This is a genomic window from Achromobacter sp. JD-1 (genome assembly GCF_038594925.1).
Classification (GTDB): Bacteria; Pseudomonadota; Gammaproteobacteria; order Burkholderiales; family Burkholderiaceae_B; genus Achromobacter; species Achromobacter spanius_C.
In genome coordinates this window covers 492,501-509,189 of record NZ_JBCGCS010000001.1, presented here as the reverse complement: position 1 = coordinate 509,189, position 16,689 = coordinate 492,501, and the positions used below count along the sequence as shown (strand labels likewise).

At 62.2% G+C, this 16,689-nt stretch carries 14 protein-coding genes and 1 tRNA gene; 6 read left to right on the top strand and 9 right to left on the bottom strand.

Features of this window, described 5'->3' with window-relative positions; genetic code table 11:
• Window positions 1–14: 14 nt before the first annotated feature.
• Window positions 15–2,291, top strand: a complete 2,277-nt coding sequence (locus WBR68_RS02355; protein ID WP_230693434.1) for an FUSC family protein — start codon at window positions 15–17, stop codon at window positions 2,289–2,291.
• 377 nt (window positions 2,292–2,668) lie between these two features.
• Here WBR68_RS02355 and yaaA read toward each other — a convergent pair whose 3' ends face one another.
• The 3 genes from yaaA to WBR68_RS02340 form a co-directional block, all read right to left on the bottom strand.
• Window positions 2,669–3,442 carry a peroxide stress protein YaaA gene (yaaA, locus tag WBR68_RS02350; protein WP_230693433.1) on the bottom strand — a complete coding sequence of 258 codons (774 nt, stop codon included), beginning with the start codon at window positions 3,440–3,442 and terminating at the stop codon, window positions 2,669–2,671.
• 15 nt (window positions 3,443–3,457) lie between these two features.
• A complete protein-coding gene (locus WBR68_RS02345; protein WP_050447178.1) occupies window positions 3,458–4,240 on the bottom strand; it encodes a 3-hydroxybutyrate dehydrogenase in 783 nt (260 codons plus the stop codon).
• 103 nt (window positions 4,241–4,343) lie between these two features.
• The gene (locus tag WBR68_RS02340; protein ID WP_230693432.1) at window positions 4,344–5,549 is read right to left on the bottom strand and encodes a cation:proton antiporter domain-containing protein; all 1,206 of its coding nucleotides are present in this window, start codon (window positions 5,547–5,549) and stop codon (window positions 4,344–4,346) included.
• Window positions 5,550–5,821: 272 nt separating this feature from the next.
• Between WBR68_RS02340 and WBR68_RS02335 the strand changes: the two genes are divergently transcribed.
• The 4 genes from WBR68_RS02335 to WBR68_RS02320 all read left to right on the top strand — a co-directional run bounded on the left by WBR68_RS02335 (window position 5,822) and on the right by WBR68_RS02320 (window position 8,183).
• Window positions 5,822–5,912 (top strand) — tRNA-Ser (locus WBR68_RS02335).
• Window positions 5,913–6,066: 154 nt separating this feature from the next.
• Window positions 6,067–7,026, top strand: a complete 960-nt coding sequence (locus WBR68_RS02330) for a hypothetical protein (RefSeq protein ID WP_050447179.1) — start codon at window positions 6,067–6,069, stop codon at window positions 7,024–7,026.
• 375 nt (window positions 7,027–7,401) lie between these two features.
• Entirely contained in the window at window positions 7,402–7,596 is a 195-nt protein-coding gene (locus tag WBR68_RS02325) for an antitoxin VbhA family protein (RefSeq protein ID WP_050447181.1), read from the top strand.
• Window positions 7,593–8,183, top strand: a complete 591-nt coding sequence (locus WBR68_RS02320) for a Fic/DOC family protein (protein WP_050447182.1) — start codon at window positions 7,593–7,595, stop codon at window positions 8,181–8,183. Before WBR68_RS02325 ends, WBR68_RS02320 begins: the two co-directional genes overlap by 4 nt.
• A 12-nt stretch (window positions 8,184–8,195) precedes the next feature.
• On the opposite strand, the gene WBR68_RS02315 is transcribed toward WBR68_RS02320, so the two are convergent.
• The 5 genes from WBR68_RS02315 to WBR68_RS02295 all read right to left on the bottom strand — a co-directional run bounded on the left by WBR68_RS02315 (window position 8,196) and on the right by WBR68_RS02295 (window position 14,589).
• Window positions 8,196–9,812: a methyl-accepting chemotaxis protein gene (locus tag WBR68_RS02315; RefSeq protein WP_230693431.1), complete on the bottom strand. Its 1,617-nt coding sequence runs from the start codon at window positions 9,810–9,812 to the stop codon at window positions 8,196–8,198.
• A gap of 217 nt (window positions 9,813–10,029) precedes the next feature.
• Complete coding sequence (locus tag WBR68_RS02310; RefSeq protein WP_230693430.1) at window positions 10,030–11,307, bottom strand: DUF2254 domain-containing protein; 1,278 nt, start codon at window positions 11,305–11,307, stop codon at window positions 10,030–10,032.
• A 23-nt stretch (window positions 11,308–11,330) separates the two neighbouring features.
• Window positions 11,331–11,945 carry a flavin reductase family protein gene (locus WBR68_RS02305; protein WP_050447185.1) on the bottom strand — a complete coding sequence of 205 codons (615 nt, stop codon included), beginning with the start codon at window positions 11,943–11,945 and terminating at the stop codon, window positions 11,331–11,333.
• Window positions 11,946–11,948: 3 nt separating this feature from the next.
• Window positions 11,949–12,917, bottom strand: a complete 969-nt coding sequence (locus WBR68_RS02300; protein WP_230693429.1) for a carbon-nitrogen hydrolase family protein — start codon at window positions 12,915–12,917, stop codon at window positions 11,949–11,951.
• 16 nt (window positions 12,918–12,933) lie between these two features.
• Window positions 12,934–14,589, bottom strand: a complete 1,656-nt coding sequence (locus WBR68_RS02295; protein ID WP_050447187.1) for an MFS transporter — start codon at window positions 14,587–14,589, stop codon at window positions 12,934–12,936.
• Between the two features lie 171 nt (window positions 14,590–14,760).
• On the opposite strand from WBR68_RS02295, the gene WBR68_RS02290 reads away from it, so the two are divergent.
• Window positions 14,761–15,627, top strand: a complete 867-nt coding sequence (locus tag WBR68_RS02290; protein WP_050447188.1) for an IclR family transcriptional regulator — start codon at window positions 14,761–14,763, stop codon at window positions 15,625–15,627.
• A 76-nt stretch (window positions 15,628–15,703) separates the two neighbouring features.
• Here WBR68_RS02290 and WBR68_RS02285 read toward each other — a convergent pair whose 3' ends face one another.
• On the bottom strand, window positions 15,704–16,687 hold the full coding sequence (locus WBR68_RS02285; RefSeq protein ID WP_230693428.1) for a Bug family tripartite tricarboxylate transporter substrate binding protein: 984 nt from the start codon (window positions 16,685–16,687) through the stop codon (window positions 15,704–15,706).
• Window positions 16,688–16,689: the final 2 nt, after the last annotated feature.

The following is a 16,689-nucleotide window of genomic DNA, read 5'->3' as shown; positions in this document are numbered from 1 at the left end:
CCCAGTTCCGTCCCATGGATTTGCGCATTGCCAGCATTCGCCGTTTCCTCTACAGCCACTACTTCTTCGGAGGGGTGCGCCAGGGGGTTGGCATGCTGTTGCCCGTGCTGGTGCTGGGCGGGCTGTTCGGTAACTACACCACCGGGCTGGTCGCGACCTTTGGCGCGCAGTGCCTGGCCATCATCGACCAACCGGGCGGCCCGCAGCGTCATCGCACCAACGAAATGCTGGGCGGGGCCGCGCTGGGCACCGTTACCGTCATCATCACGGGGCTCGCATCCACGAACCCCATCCTGATCTGGCTGGTGGTGATTGCACAGTGCTTCGTCTATTCGATGTTCACCGTGTTCGGCAAGCGCGGCGGGCTGATCGGCTTTGCCGGCCTGCTGCTGATGACCTTGACGATGCATTCGCCGCTACAGCCGCACGAAGTCTTCGCGCACGCGGTCGCCACCTTGGGCGGGGCGCTTTTCTATGTAGTGTTCAGCCTGGGATTTTCGCGCTTGTTCTGGCTGCGCGAGGAACAGCAGGCCATGTCGGTGGCGCTGTTCGCCACGGCCGACTACGTGGCCGCCCGCGCCGCCTTCTACGACGAGACGGCCGACCTGGACGAGGCCTATCGCACCCTGATCCAACGCCAGTCTGTCATGACGGAAAAACACCAGGCCGCGCGCGACATGGTGCTGCGCGCCCTGCCCCGAGGCAAGGGCGTGGGCGACCGTCAGCGCGTGATGATCTGGAACATGTTCGTCGACATGCTGCAACTGCTGGACACGCTGGTCGCCACCCACACCGACTACGCCGCGCTGCGCCGCACGCTGGCCGGCAACGACTGCCTGATGTTCATGCGCGACGCGCTGGTGAAGATGTCGTTGGAACTCAACCGCATTGCACTGGACGTGTCGCGTGGTCGCCAGGTGCAGTACCGCAGCAGCGCCAAGGCGGAGCTGCGCGCCATCGAATACGAAATTGAACAGCTCAAGCAGCAAGGTCTGGGCGAGCGCGAACCCGAGATGCTGGCGCTGATCATCCAGGTGCTGCGCCGCCTGCGCAATTCGGCCCGCATTGTCGACCGCCTGGCCGACCACACGGCGGCATCGCCGGACGCCAAGCCCACCGACGTGCTGCGCATCAACAAGTCGTTGACGCGCTTTATCTCGCGCCAGGAATTCCGCTTTGGGCTGTTGACCAGCAACCTGCGGCTGGATTCGCCGCACTTCCGTTATGCGCTGCGCGTGACGGCGGCCGCCGCCATTGCCATGACGCTGGCCAGCCGCTGGCTGTCGCCGGAATTTTCCGCGCACAACTACTGGATCATGCTGACCATCGTCATCATCATGAAGCCCGGCTTCGCGCTGACGCGGCAGCGCAATGGCTGGCGGTTGGGCGGTACTTTGATCGGCTGCATCTGCGCGCTGCTGCTGTTCAACCTGACCGACAGCCCCGAGATCCTGTTCGCCGTGCTGCTGGGCGCCTGCATCATGGGCAACAGCCTGGTGCAACTGAACTACATGGCCAGCGCCATTTTCAACACGCTCTTCGTGGTGCTGGTGTTCCACTTCGTGTCGCCGGGCACGGTGTCGATGGCGGTGATTGGCGAACGCGCCATCGACACATTGCTGGGCTGCGCGCTGGCGCTGATCTGCAGCTACATCCTGCCGTGGTGGGAAGCACGTTATCTGAAACCGCTGGCCGCCGCCGCCACCCGCGCCAACCGGGAATACTTGCTGGCCGGGCTGCGCTACGTAGAAGCCATGCAGACGAATGCGGCGCCTGCCATGAATGCGGGCGCGACTGCGAGTACGAATACAGCCGCGAACGGCGCAACAAACGCCACCACCGCCGCCGACACCCCCGCCGTCATCGATGCCGATCTGGCCTGGCGCCTGGCGCGCAAGAACGTGCACATTGCATTCAGCAATTTCGCCGAAGCGTTCTACCGCATGATGAGCGAACCCAAATCGCATCAGCTCAGCGTGCCGGAATTGAATAACCTGCTGATCCAGAACCACGTTCTGGCCTCGCAGATCACGGCGGCGATACCCATTCTGGCGGCGCTACCCAAAACACCTGAAGCGGTGCAGTTGGCGCTGAACGGCATGGTCGACCTGCTGGACGAAAAGCGCCCCCAGATCGCCACGACCCTGCCCACGCAATTCGACACGGCAGGCGAACAGGCGGCATTGGCCTATCCACTGAAACAGATGCTGAAAGCAGCACACATGATCCGCCAGGAGCTACAAGCGCTGGCCGACCCCACGCATGCCCCGCCCGTGGCGGCGGCAGCGTGAATGATGCGGTTGAATAGGTAGGATGGGTGCAGCGCGCGTTGGCGTGCGCAAGAAGATGCCGCCGATCGCGCGGAACCCATCAGACAACCGTAAGCTTGTGGCTGATCCTGTTAAGAATTCAGCGCTGCTTGATGGGTTCGCGCGTTGAGCGGTTTCTTTCTTTTTTAGACAATCTCGCGCCACACCCATCCTACGATCATGCCAATTTGCCCGGAACGTAGGATGGGTGCAGCGCGAGTTAGCGCCAACCAAGAAACTCACCACCAATCGCGCGGAACCCATCACGACCGCCCCAGTTTGCCCCGAAACGTAGGATGGGTGCAGCGCGGATCGGCCCCGGCAAGAACACACCGCCGATCGCGCGAAACCCATCACACTCACCCCACCTTACGCCGAAACACCAGCTTGTCTTCCGTTGAAACCGATGCGTCATAGGCGTAGCCTTCCAGATCAAAGCCTTGCAAGCCTTCCGGCTTGGCAACCTTATGCTGGATGGCGTAGCGCGCCATCAGCCCGCGCGCGCGCTTGGCGTGGAAGCTGATGATTTTCCAGGCGCCGTTCTTCCAGTCCTGGAACACGCATTGCACCACGCGCGCCTTCAGCGTTTTCAAGTCGACCGACTTGAAATATTCCTCGGACGCCAGATTGACGATCACCGGCGCCTTCCTGCCCGCCTGACGCTCATTCAGATAATCGGCAATCGTCGAACCCCAATACTCATACAGGTTCTTGCCTTTGGACGTCTCCAGACGCGTACCCATTTCCAGGCGATACGGCTGCATCAAGTCCAACGGGCGCAGCACGCCGTACAAGCCACTGAGGATGGCCACGTGCTCTTGCGCCCAATCCAGTTGCTTGGCCGACAGGCTGGACGCATCCAGCCCTTCGTACACATCGCCGTTGAACGCCAACACGGCCTGACGGGAATTCGCTTGGGTGAAGCTGCGCTTCCAATGCGCGTAACGCTGCGCATTCAGCTCGGACAGCGCCGGACTCAGGCTCATCAATTCAGCGATGTCTTCCGCCGACTTGGTCTTCAGCACCTTGATCAGGCCGGCGGCCTGATCCACGAACAGCGGCTGGGTGTGCGTCTCGATATGCAGGGGCGAGTCGTAGTCCAGCTTCTTGGCGGGGGAAAGCAAAAACAACATTCCAGAGTTCCTTTATTAACGCGCCGTCCAGCCACCATCGACCGAAACCGACGTGCCGGTAATTTGCGCCGCGGCGTCGGATGCCAGGAACACGGCGGTACCGCCAAGCTGTTCCGGGGTCACGAATTGCAGCGACGGCTGCTTTTCGCTGAGCAGTTCGCGCGCGGCGGTTTCCTGGTCAACGCCGTTCTTTTCAGCCATGGCGGTGATCTGCTTTTCCACCAGCGGGGTGCGGACCCAGCCCGGGCAGATGGCGTTGGCGGTGATGCCCTGTCCGGCCGTTTCCAGCGCCGTGACCTTGGTGAAGCCCACCACGCCATGCTTGGCCGCCACATAGGCCGACTTGTTGGCCGAGGCCACCAGGCCGTGCGCCGAGGCAATGTTGATAATGCGGCCAAAGCCCTGCTTCTTCATGTGCGGCAGCGCGGCCGCCGTGCCATGGAACACGGCCGACAGGTTCAGCGCCAAGATGGCGTCCCACTTTTCAACCGGAAAGTCTTCGATCAGCGCGGTGTGCTGGATGCCGGCGTTGTTGACCAGGATGTCGATACGGCCCAACTGGCGCACCGCGTTTTCAACCAGCCCACGGACAGCATCGCCCTTGGACAGATCGGCGCCGTCGTAGATCACCTTCACGCCGTACTTCTCGGCCAAACCCGCGCGCTCTTTTTCGATCGCGGCGGCGTCGCCAAAACCATTCAGGACGATATCAGCGCCTTGCTGGGCGAAGGCGGTGGCGATCCCCAGGCCGATACCGCTGGTGGAACCGGTGACAAGGGCAACTTTTCCTTTGAGCATGAGCATTCTCCTGTGGTCTGGCATAGGGACGAAAAGCGAAACGAGGTCAAGTGTAGCCGCCCGACCTGACGGTAATCTTGTCATGACCCCACGGGCAGCGGGGTCAAGCGCTTGGTGGTTTGTCGGACGAGTCCGAGCCAGACCCGGCATCCGTGGCCGAAGGCAGATCCGCCATGCCGCCACGGCTCTCCGGCACGCGTTCCAACAACTTGATCAACACCGGCACCACGCCCATGGATATGGCGACCACCACCGACAGCACGTCACGATGTTCCAGGCTGATCAAGTGGTTGTCCCAGGCTTCGTTGAAGATGGCGAAACTGAATTCTCCCCCCTGCGCCAGCACCATGGCGAACAGCAGCCGGTGGTAGCGCGGCAGGCCCATGAAGCGCGCAAATCCATACAGGACCAGCGCCTTGATCGCCAGCAAGGCGGCCACGCAGCCGATGATGAACGTCCAGTGGTTAGCCACCACCTTCAGGTTGACGGACATGCCGATCGCCAGGAAGAACAGGCCCAGCAATAGCCCTTTGAACGGGTCGATGGCCTTTTCCAGGTCGTGCCGATAGCGGGACTCCGCCATCAACACCCCGACCAGAAAACCGCCCAAGCCCGCCGACAGGCCCGCGTAGTCGAACAATTGCGCGGCGCCCACCACCATGAGCAAGGCCGCCGCGGTAAAAAGTTCATTCAACTGCGCCTTGGCGGCCCAGCCCAAGAGCCGCAGCCGGTAAGCCAGCGCCACCACCGCCACGGCGATCAGCGCTTCCTTGAAAGACGGGGCGGACGTGCCCTCAGACCCCAGCAAGCCCGCCGCCACCAGCATCGGAATGGCCGCCATGTCCTGAAACAGCAGCACGCCCAAGGCCGAACGGCCCAGCGGCGTGCGGGTCAAGCCGCGCTCATCCAACAGCCGCAACGCCACCGCCGTCGAAGACAAGGCCAGCGACAGCCCGCACAACACCGCCGCCTGCCATTCCATCCCGGCCAGATGCCTGAGCGCCGCGCCAAACACCAAGCCCAGCAACAAGCCGCAGACCAGCATCTGCAGGCTTCCAACCAGGAAGACCTCGTTGCGCATGGCCCATAGCCGCCTGGGCGACAGCTCCAGCCCGATGATGAACAACATCATCACCACGCCCCATTGCGACACGTTGATCATGGTGTCGACATTGGTCACCAGCTTCAGGCAGGACGGCCCGATCAGCACCCCTGCGATCAGGTAACCGGGAATGGCGCCCAGCCCCAGCCGCTGCGTGATGGGCACGCACAGCACGGCGGCAAGCAAGAGGATAAGGATCAGGTCCATGAAGCAAGAATGCCGCGTTGAAAGGGGGTAGGCCAGGAAGCGCGAAGCCCGGATGGGCGAATTCTGGGCAAAGATCGACGCCGCCGGAAGTGCGGGATGCACCCTTTCAATAATTTTTTTCACCCCCTTTACACACAGGAAAAAATTCCTGTAGAATTGCGGGCTTCGCTGCTCCAACAACGAAGATCCTTCCGACCAGGGATCTTGAAGTGACTGAACACAGAGGCCGAGAAATCGCCAATGTAGACATCACCGTTTTGGAACCCAGCCACGGAGAGGTGGCAGAGTGGTCGAATGTACCTGACTCGAAATCAGGCGTACGGTATCCCCGTACCGTGGGTTCGAATCCCACCCTCTCCGCCAAGTATTCAAGCACTTACGTGCTTTGCAGAGGCCCCGAAAGGGGCCTTTTGCTTTTCTTGGTCAGACTACCCGTGTTTTTACCCGTTCGGGCAACGTAACGAAAAAAGCCCGCGATAATGAGGCATCGGCGACTAGGACTGACAAAGGACAAGAGATGGCTGAGGCGTTCCACTACCCGCATGACCTGCTGACCCTTCTTGTCGATACCATCCCGCTTTTATGCCGAGGCAAAAAACAGGTGGTCCTATTTCTTCGAAGCGCCGGAGTCGATGAAGCAGACTTACGGGAAATGGATGACGCCGTCCGGACCGCCCCAAGCTCAGTCAACAAATACGAAATCGTCAGGAACATTCTGGCAAAAGTAAACACGCGCGGCGATAGCGGGCTACGCGTTCGCCGTGAAATCGTTAAACGCGTCGTAGAGTTTGAAAGCTTCGAGACATGTTGGCCTGCGGACCAATACAAGGCCAAAGGGCTGGTAGCGAGCGTTCGCGAGGCCGTCGATGCCAAAGACTCGTTCACCCGGATGAAACAGGAACGGGATGCCGAACGCGAAGCGCGCGTGGCTAAGCAACAAGCAGAACGCGCCGCGACCGCAGAAAAGCGAACAAAGCTTGAAGGCGTTAGCCAGCGACTTTTCGCATTATTTGGAATGGACGAAAAGCCGCAGGAACGAGGGAAGCTGCTTGAAGCAGTTTTGAATGACCTATTTCGCGTCTACGGTATTCATGTTCGCGAAGACTTTCGCCGCAGAGACCCCGACACCTCCGTGGTCGTCGAACAAATCGATGGTGTAATCGAGTTGAACGGACAACTTCACCTTGTCGAAATGAAGTGGCTTAACGCACCAGTAGGCATAGGGGAATTTTCACCGCACCTAAGCCGCTTGTTCATGCGCGCAAACGCTCATGGAATTTTCATCGCAACGAATGGTTATGCGACCTCTGTAGTGGCGGAATGCAGGAACGCACTTTCCCAAAAAACGATGTTCCTCTGTTCGTTGCAAGAGTTTGTAATGCTATTGCAACGCCAAGGTGATCTTGTCGAGCTTCTAAAGAAGAAGTTGCAAGCGGCCATCGTGGACAAGAATCCATTCCTGGAAATCCTGTCGTAAAAGGGCTAAGCGTAAGCCGGACCAACGCCCAGCAACCTTAGGTCCACCACATATTTACGAAGCGCGATGCAGTCTGCCATCCGCTCCTAGACGCTCTCTCCCATCGATAACAACTATCTCAGACTATGCGCGCACTGGTTCAAATACTCGGCTTCGGTCTCTCGCATTAAATCCGCAGCAGGGGCTGTAATCAGCCATACGACCGCCACAATCGTTAAAAGTCGACGGATCGCCTTGTCCTTGCTCAATGTTTGACAGTAGTTTTCACTCCACACACCAAGCACCTTGAGCAGAGACACCATCATGCCTCTGAACACACACCCACGCTTTGCACCACGGCGTAAAATAGCGCATTCATTTATCACAGGACTAGCCATGATTGCAGAGCAGGAAGTCGTTGCCCGCCGCGCCGTCGTGAACAGCGCACTGGCCAGCCAACGCATGGAAGGCCTGGAACCGGACGCGCAGGTCATCAAAGACGCCGAGATGTGGGCGTCGGGCGAAAAATCCCTTGATGACGCCATCGCCGAATACAAGGCGCGGCTCGGCCTGAATCAGTCGACAAGATGAAATACACCGGGCAGGACGGAGACCCGTACCTGGACAAAGGGACAGGCATACTCCGCAACCTTCTGGGCATCCAAGATCAGGCTGCACTCGACAAGGCCGAGTCCAGCCTGTCTTTTTTGCAGGCCGCCAAATTGCGTGAGCAGCCCGTTGACGGCAAGTTCGACCTGTCGCACCTGCGGCAAATCCACCGGCGCTTGTTTGGAGACGTCTACGACTGGGCAGGTGAAATCCGACAAGGCGAGATTCAAAAGGGCGACACGATGTTTGCTCGTCACTTGATGATCGACAGCGCCGGCCGGCGTTTATTTCAGCAACTTGCGAAAGAGCGTCACTTGCAAGATCTCGACGTCGAAAAATTCAGCCAGCGCGCGGCCTACTACCTTGGCGAAATCAACGTGCTGCATCCCTTTCGCGAAGGCAATGGACGAACTCAGCGTGAGTTTATCGGGCAACTGGCGCGCAACGCAGGCTACGACATCGACTGGACTGGCATTAGCCAGGCCGAAATGATCCGGGCGTCAATCGACGCCTACAACGGCAACGCGAATAGCCTAGCGCGCCTCGTTCGGCAAGGCATCCGCTACTGACTGGGATTAGGATCAAGCCCGAAGCGCCACCGCCCCGGTCATTGCCAGGGCTCGACCGCCCGCGACCCGCTCAACCGCCACCGCCCCACTCCCCGGCAGCTTGAACGCACTGACCGCGCGCGTCAGGTCGGCGGTCTGGTCCTGCATTGAACCGGCCGCGGCGGCGGCCTCTTCGACCAGCGCCGCGTTCTGCTGCGTTACCTCGTCCATTTGCGACACCGCGCGGTTGACTTGTTCGATGCCGTCGGCCTGCTCGGCCGATGCCGCGGCGATTTCGCCCATGATGTCCGTCACGCGCTGCACCGAGCTGACGATTTCCTGCATCGTGGCGCCGGCGCGCTCGGCGCTGATGGAACCCTGGCTGATCTTGTGCACCGTGTCTTCGATTAGCGTCTTGATTTCCTTGGCAGCCTGCGCGCTGCGTTGCGCCAGCGTGCGGACTTCGGCCGCCACCACGGCAAAACCCTTGCCCTGCTCACCCGCCCGCGCGGCTTCCACTGCGGCGTTCAGCGCCAGGATGTTGGTCTGAAAGGCAATGCCGTCGATCACCGACACGATGTCGGCGATCTTGACCGAGCTGGACGAAATAGCGCTCATGGTGCTGACCACCTCGGACACGGTGGCACCACCGCGCGACGCGGTGTCCGAGGCGGTGGCGGCCAACTGGTTGGCCTGCCGCGCGCTGTCGGCGTTCAGTTTCACCGTGGACGACAACTGCTCCATGGACGCCGCGGTTTCTTCCAGGGACGCGGCCTGCTGTTCGGTGCGCGAGGACAGGTCCGCGTTGCCAGCCGCGATTTCGCCCGAGGCAGACGCCATGCTGTCCACGCCGGTTCGGATGCGCGCGACGGTGTCCGCCAGGTTGGCGTTCATGGACGCCAGGGCCTGCATCAATTGGCCGATCTCGTCGCGTGATTTCACGATGACGGTACTGGTCAGGTCATTGGCGGCAACGGTGCGCGCTACGCGCACGGCCGCGGACAGCGGGCGGGTAATACCGCGCGTCAGCAGCACCGCCAGCAGCAAGCCACTGATCAGCGCTACCGAGCCAATGACGATCATCCAGAAATTAGCCGTGCGATACGCGCTTTGAATGTCGGCCGCTCGCGCATCGATCTCGGCGCGTTGCAAGGCGGACAGCTTGGTGATCTGGTCAATGAACTGGCGCGTGGCCGGCAGGAATTCCTGGGTGAAGACGCGGTTGGCCGTGTTCACGTCACCACTCTGCTTGGCCTTGAAGATGGCGTCGCGCGTGCGCAGGTAATCGCCGCGCGATTTGCCCACACCTTGCCACAATTGCTTTTCTTCGGAGGTCTGGATCAGCGGTTCAATCTGCTGCTGCAACGCCGAGGAATTCCGCGACGAGGCGGCGGCTTCGTCCGTGAAGAACGCCGCCAGGCTGGCGTCGGTGCTTTTTGCAATGGCGGTGGTGCGGGTAACGCCGGCCTGGATATTGCGGGCCCAATCGCTGATCAGGCGCTCCTTGATCAGGGAACGTTGGGTTACGGTTTCAACCGATTCATTGATGTTGGCCAGGCTGATAAGCCCGACCAGGCACATGACGGTGATCATGGCCAGCAAAATGCCGAATCCACCCGCCAAGCGGGTTCCAAGCTTCAGATTATTCATGGTGCTCAAAGGGATGAAAGATGCCAGCGGGGAAGTCGAAACCGAGGGTTCTCACCGAGGTTGAGCAGATGCTAGCAGCGGCGATTTGCGCCGCATCCCGGGAACTGGAGAACGAATTGGCACAAGCTCGTCCCTTTGCTAAATCGGGTCCGGACCGCGAGATTGCGCCCACCTGGAGCGCCGAAAAACGGGGCCATCTCGCCCGGCGAGCCGCGCCCTAGCGCAGCAGCGGCAGGGCCAGCTCGCGTAGCCGCCGCTTGTCTTCATCCAAGCCCAACGCGTTCTCTGCGTACCCGAGCAAACGCGCGACATGCCGGGAAGCGGCCGGCTTGAATAGCGTCGGGTTGATCTCCGCCAGGCTCAACAGCGCCTTGGTCATGCGCATGTCGACTTCCAGCAAGCCCGCGCCGTCTCGGGCGATAGGGCCGAAAAAGTCGTCGAACAGATCGTCCACGTCCAGGCTTTGCACGTAGACCCGCTGGCAGTCGGGTTCGACCTCCTCTTGCTCGGCCGGTGGCTGCGCCCAGCAGGTCAGGCTTCGGACGCCCCTGCCGATGACGTCTATCGCCGTTCCGGGGTCATTGACGGCGGGCGACAAGGCGCGGGACGCAATTTCGGAAAGCACCGACAGGCCAAAGCGGGGGTCGTGCTCGAACGTGCGATACGTGCCCAGGGTGATGGCGCCCATGATGTCGTGGTCGAGCGCGTCGCGCGCGGCCGGTTCGCTGCCGGACTCGGGCACCGTCCACGCCAGCACCATCCCGACATGGGCGAAGGCGCCGGGCAAAACATCCAGGTAGATCAAGGTCTGATTTTCCCGCGCGATCTGGCCCAGCGCCTGCACGTCGATGTGCTGGACGTAGCCCGTCTGCCCACTTGCCACAGCCTGCGCCGAACCGGGGCGCTGCCCCGACGCGGGATACGGGCTTGCGCCCAGGCAAGGCCACTGAACGCGGTGCCGGATAGCGTCGATAGTCGCGGTTTCAACGCGGTCGATGGTTTCGCCGACGCGCCCGAGCTTCGACAGATGATCGATCCAGCGCAGCAGTGTGTAGACGATCAGGATCACTACCGCGATCGTCACCGCGAACAGCAGGACCCGCCCTTGCGCGCCATAGGCGCCCGTGCTCAGCGCGATGATGCCCACCAGGCTGAACAGAAACGAGCCGATGAAGGTCGCCAGGGCGTTCTGGGTGGTGGTGTCCTGCATCACAAGCGTGGTTGCGCGCGGCGTCACGCCACTGCTTGCCGCACCGTAGGCCGCCACCATGGTGCTGAGCGAAAAGGTGGTTACCGCCAACATGCTGGACGCGATGATGCCCAGGATCTTGTCCACCGCGTCGGCGCCGATGCGGGCGGGCAAGGTCTCGGGAATGGCGCCCTTGAAGATGACGGCAAGCAAGGCGGTCGCCACGCCCAGCAAGGAGAAAAGACTGGCCCTGAACCACAGGCGCCTGGTCAATTGCTTAAGCGCCCAGCGCCAACGAGCAATCATCTTTTCTCCTTTCTGTCATGCGGCTAGGGTTCGGTGGGCCTCGCCAACTGGAACAAATCCGTGCTGCGAGCGTACCACCCGCTGCCGTGCATGCGCGCAACCAGCCCCATTTCGGCGGTGTTCACGTAGCCGCGCTCGGCGTCCTGCACATAGGCATCGGCCACATGCGCGCCCAGCACCCGGCCGATCACGACGACCTGGTGCGGGCCGGTCACGATGGTGGCCTGGCTGACGCATTCCAAAGACACCGGGCTGCCCTGGATCAAGGGCGGACGCACGTGCGCGGCGGGCAGCGCCGTCAGCCCCGCCTTGCTCAGTTCATCCACCCCAGGCGGGTAGTCCGCGCAGGTCTGGTTCATCTGCTGCATCAGGGCTTCGGGCACCAGGTTCACCACGAACTCGCCGTTTTCGATGATGTTGGCGCTGGTGTCTTTCAGTTCACCGTTGGCGCGGCGCATCAGGCCGATGGCAACCGTGGGAGGTTGGTGCCCCATGACGTTGAAAAAGCTGAACGGCGCCGCATTGACGCACCCGTCGCCCGATATCGTGGTGACCCACGCGATCGGGCGGGGGGTGACGGTCGAGGTCAGCAGCTTGTAGACCGTCTGCGAAGGCAAGGCGCTGAAATCAAAATGCATGTTTCAGGGCTCCTGGACACCGCCAGCAACCGCCGTGGACACGGCGGAAACCGCCCGCTTTTCGCGGGTGTCGACCTGAAGCTGGAACACGTCCGGCCGCGCGTAATGGCCGGACACGTCAAAGTCGTACTTGCCGCGCAGGATCTGGTTGGGGTTGATGTCGGCGTACAGAATGGTTTCGTCGGAAAAATCCGGGCCGGCCAGCACTTCGCCCAAGGGGTCGATGATGGCGCTGCCGCCCCGCATCAACACCGTGTCGGGCGCATCGCCCAGCGAGCATTCGAAGTCTTCAGGATAGGCGTCGCGGCGCAGGTGCTGGCAGGCGGTCAGCACATAGCAGCGGCCTTCCAGCGCAATGTGGCGCATGCTGGGAATCCAGCTATCGCGGTCGTCGGCCGTGGGCGCGCAGTACAAGGCCACGCCCTGGCTGTACATGTACATGCGCAACATGGGCATGTAGTTTTCCCAGCAGATGACCGCGCCGATCTTGCCGTAGGGCGTATCGAAAACGGGCATCGTCGAGCCGTCGCCAAAGCCCCAGATCAGCCGTTCGCCCGCCGTCGGCATCAGCTTGCGGTGTTTGCCGACCAGGCCTTGCTGGCCATTGAAGTACAGCACGGTGCAGTACAGCGTGCCGCCGTCGGCTTCAATGCAGCCCATGACGACGAAGCTATCGGTGTCGGCTGCGGCCTGCGCCACGATGGCGACTTCTTCGCCATCCAGCCGCACGGCCTGCCGGTGATAGCTGGCGAAGGCGTCGCGGCCTTCGGGCTTGCGCACGCCGATGGGGGCGCCAAAGGAATTGCCCTTGGGGTAGCCCCCCAGGAAGGCTTCGGGAAACACCAGCACCCGGGCACCCTGCTCGGCCGCCTGCCGGATCAGCGACGCGGCCTTGTTGGCGCAGGCGACGCTGTCGGTGGGGATGGACGCCGCCTGGATGACGGCGGCCTTGAAACTCGCTTGCACGGACATGTTTCTCCTCGCTTTTTTAGTGGATGGGGTCTTCGTCGATGGCTTGGGCGCGGGTGTTCGGCAGGAACAAGCTGCCGATGATGCCCACCACCACCATCACGACAACCGGATACATCAAGCCGCCAAAGATATTGCCACTGGCCTGCGCCAGGTAGGTGGCGGTAAAGGGCACGATGCCGCCGAAGATGCCCGCGCCGATGTGGTACGGGAAGGATAGCGCGGTGTAGCGGATGCGGGCCGGGAACAGTTCAACCAGGTAGGACGCAACCGGTCCATAAACCATCGCAACCACGGCGGTCATCAGCACCAGGATCAGGATGATGGTGGCGCGGTCGACGCGGGCGGGGTCAGCGCGATCGGGGTAGCCCGCCGCGCTCAAGGCCTGGGCATAGCCCGCGCGGTCAAAACCGTTGACGGTAACGCCGCCCACGCTCATGGCAATGGTCTGGCCCGGCAGGGGCGCGGCGTATTCAAAGTTGATGCCCTTGCCGACCAGGAATTTCTTGGCCTGCACGCACACTTTCTTGTGGTCGGCATGGCTGCCGACCATCGCGGCCTGCAAACCGAAGTCGCACGCGCCGCCGCTGGTATCGGCATGCACCAGCACCGGCGTGCTCTGCATGGCCTGGGCCAGCGCGGGGTTGCCGGCTTTCAACAGCACCTCGAACATCGAGTGGTAGCCGATGGCGGCGATGAACAGACCCGCCATCATGATCCATTTGCGGCCGATACGGTCGGACAGCCAGCCGAACAGCACGAACGTGGGCGCGCCGATGATGAAGCCGATCAGGATCAGCGTGTAGACGCTGGTCTGGTCCAACTGCACGGCTTGTTGCAGGAAGATCATCACGTAGAACTGGCCCGTGAAGTAGGTGGCGCCCTGGCCGGCGGTGACGCCGATCAGCGCCAGCAGCACCAGGCGCAGGCTGGACCATTGGCCGAACGTTTCCTTGATGGGATTCTTCGACAGGCGGTTCTGCTGCTTCATGCGCGTGAAGACGGGCGATTCATGCAGCTTGGCGCGCACGTAGATCGAAATGGCCAGCATCACGATCGACAGAATGAACGGCAGACGCCATCCCCATTGGCGGAAGTCCTCGGCGCTCATGGACGCCTGGGTGCACAGGATGACGACCAGCGACAGGATCAAGCCGGCCGACGAGGTGATCTGGATCCACCCGGTCAGCAAGCCACGGCGCTTGGGCTCGCAATGCTCGGCCACGTAGATCACCGCGCCGCCGTACTCGCCGCCCACGGCCAGGCCCTGCACGACGCGCAACGTCAGCAGCAGAATCCACGACAAATGGCCGGCGGATTCATAGGTGGGCAGGCAGCCGATCAGCACGGTGGCCCCGCCCATCATCACGACCGTGATCAGAAACGTGTATTTGCGGCCCCACTTGTCGCCCAGGTAGCCGAACATCACGGCGCCCAAGGGGCGAATGATGAAGCCCACAGCCAGCGCGCCCAAGGCGGCCAGCAGCGCCACCGTGGGGTTGTCCTGCGGGAACAACACCTGGCTCATGAACACCGCCAGGGTCCCGTAGATGAAAAAGTCGTACCACTCGAACAAGGTGCCCAAGGTGGACGCCACCACCACCTGACGTTCCTCTTTCCTGCTTAGCGTCGGCGCGTCGCCGATGCGCCCCACGGCTGCCACATTTGCTTCCATGCTTGCTTTCCCCTGTGTTTTTAGATTGATACTGCTGTATGCATTAACTATTATCAAACTTAAAACCGGCCTGGACAAAGCTGGGGGAAACCCGAAACCGGGTCCGGCAAGCGGCCGCAAGCCCCTGTTGGCCGCTGCTACACTGCCGCCAAACACACAGTGGAGGCAGCAATGGCAAGGCCCGCCGGCAAGGTAGAAAAGAACACGGAAAAGACGCCGACCGCAGCGCGCAGGGGGATTCAATCCATTGAAGTGGGCTTTCGCATCCTGGACCTGATCCGCAAGACGGGCCGGCCGTTACCGCTGAAGGAAATTGCCGACGCCTGTGAGCTGACCGTGCCCAACGTGCACTACTACCTGGTCAGTTTTCAGAAGGTGGGCGTGGTGCAGCAGCATGCGGACACGGGCCACTACGGCTTGGGTCCGTACGCACTGCGGCTGGGGCTGGCGGCCTTGGAGCAGTTCGATGTGTTCACCACGGCGCGGCCCATCATGGCCGAGGTGGCGGCGGTGACCGGGCATACCGTGTTTCTGGGGGTGTGGGGCAACAAGGGGCCGACCATCGTGTACCGAGTGGAAGGCAGCCGCAGCCGGCCCTTGCTGGAATTGCGCGTGGGCACGGTGATGCCGCTACTGTCGTCAGCGCTGGGCCGCAACTTCCTGGCGCATTTGCCGGACGCCCTGACCCGCGACCTGCTGGACCGCGAGATGGCCTCGTCCATTCCCGAAAGCCAGGGCGGCGCCCCCGGCAATTCCTATACGGCGAAAGACGTGCAGGCCATCCGCGACGAGGTGCAAAAGCACCACATCAGCCGCTGCCGCCATGCGCTGCTGCCGCACTTCACGTCGCTGTCCGCGCCCATCTTCGACATGCTGGGCGAGATGACGGCGGCCATCACCTTGATGGGGCCGGTGGGCGCCATCGACGACGACCTGGATTCCGACACCGCGCGCCTGCTGCGCGAAAAAGCGCGGTCGATCTCGGCGATGGCGGGGTGGGAAGGGTCGGAGCCGAACGCGACCGCACGCGAGGGCTGACGCGCGTCGCGTCCGGCGGGCTACGGCGGTGCTGACCGCCCGTGCGCGGCGCTGCCGGGCTACGAGCGCGCGCGCATCAGCTTTCCACGATGATCTTCGCGTCTTTGATGGTCTTGGCGTATTTGCGCTGTTCCTGAACCATGAAGTCGGCAAAGCGCTGCACGCTGCCGCCGCCGTCTTCCGCGCCCACTTGCGCCAGCTTTTCCTGCACGTCCGCCATCGCCAAGACCTGATCGATATCGCGGTTCATGCGCTGGACCATGGCGTCGGGCATCTTGCCCGGACCCACCATGCCGAACCAGATGCTGGCCTCAAATCCCGGGTAGCCTTGTTCCGCCACCGTCGGCACAGTGGGGTGGCTCTTTGAGCGCTGCTGCAAGGTCTGCGCCAACGCGATCACCTTGCCGGACTGCACCAGCGGCGTGGCCGTCGTCATGCCTTCAAAGCAATACTGCACGTGGCCGCCCAGCAGATCGTTCATCAACGGCGCCGAGCCCTTGTACGGCACATGCAGCACGTCGATGCCGGCGCGCGCCTTGAAAATTTCCAGCGCCAGATGCTGGGCCGACCCTGCCCCCGCCGACCCGAACACGATCTTCCCTGGCTGCGCGCGACACAGCTTGACCAAGTCAGGCAGCGTCTTGGCGGGCTGCGACGCGCCGCCGATCAGGATGGTGGGCGTCTTGCCCACCAAGGCGATGGGCGAAAAATCCTGGTCCACCGCATAGGCCAGCTTGGGCTGCAAGCCTGGCGCAATGCCGTGGCTGTTCACATGCGCCATCAACAGCGTGTTGCCATCATTGGGCTGGCGCGCCACCTGCTCGGCCGCGATGACGCCCGCCGCCCCGGCGCGGTTTTCCACAATGACGGGAATGTTCCACATCACGCCCAGCTTTTGCCCCAACAGGCGCGCCAGCACGTCGGTGCCGCCGCCCGCCGGAAAGCCCACCACGATTTTCACCGGACCCGACGGCATGTCCTGCTGCGCCCTTGCCGCCGTGGGCAGCACAAGCGCCGCCCCCAGCGCCGCGGCGCCGGTCATGAATTGCCTGCGTTGCATGC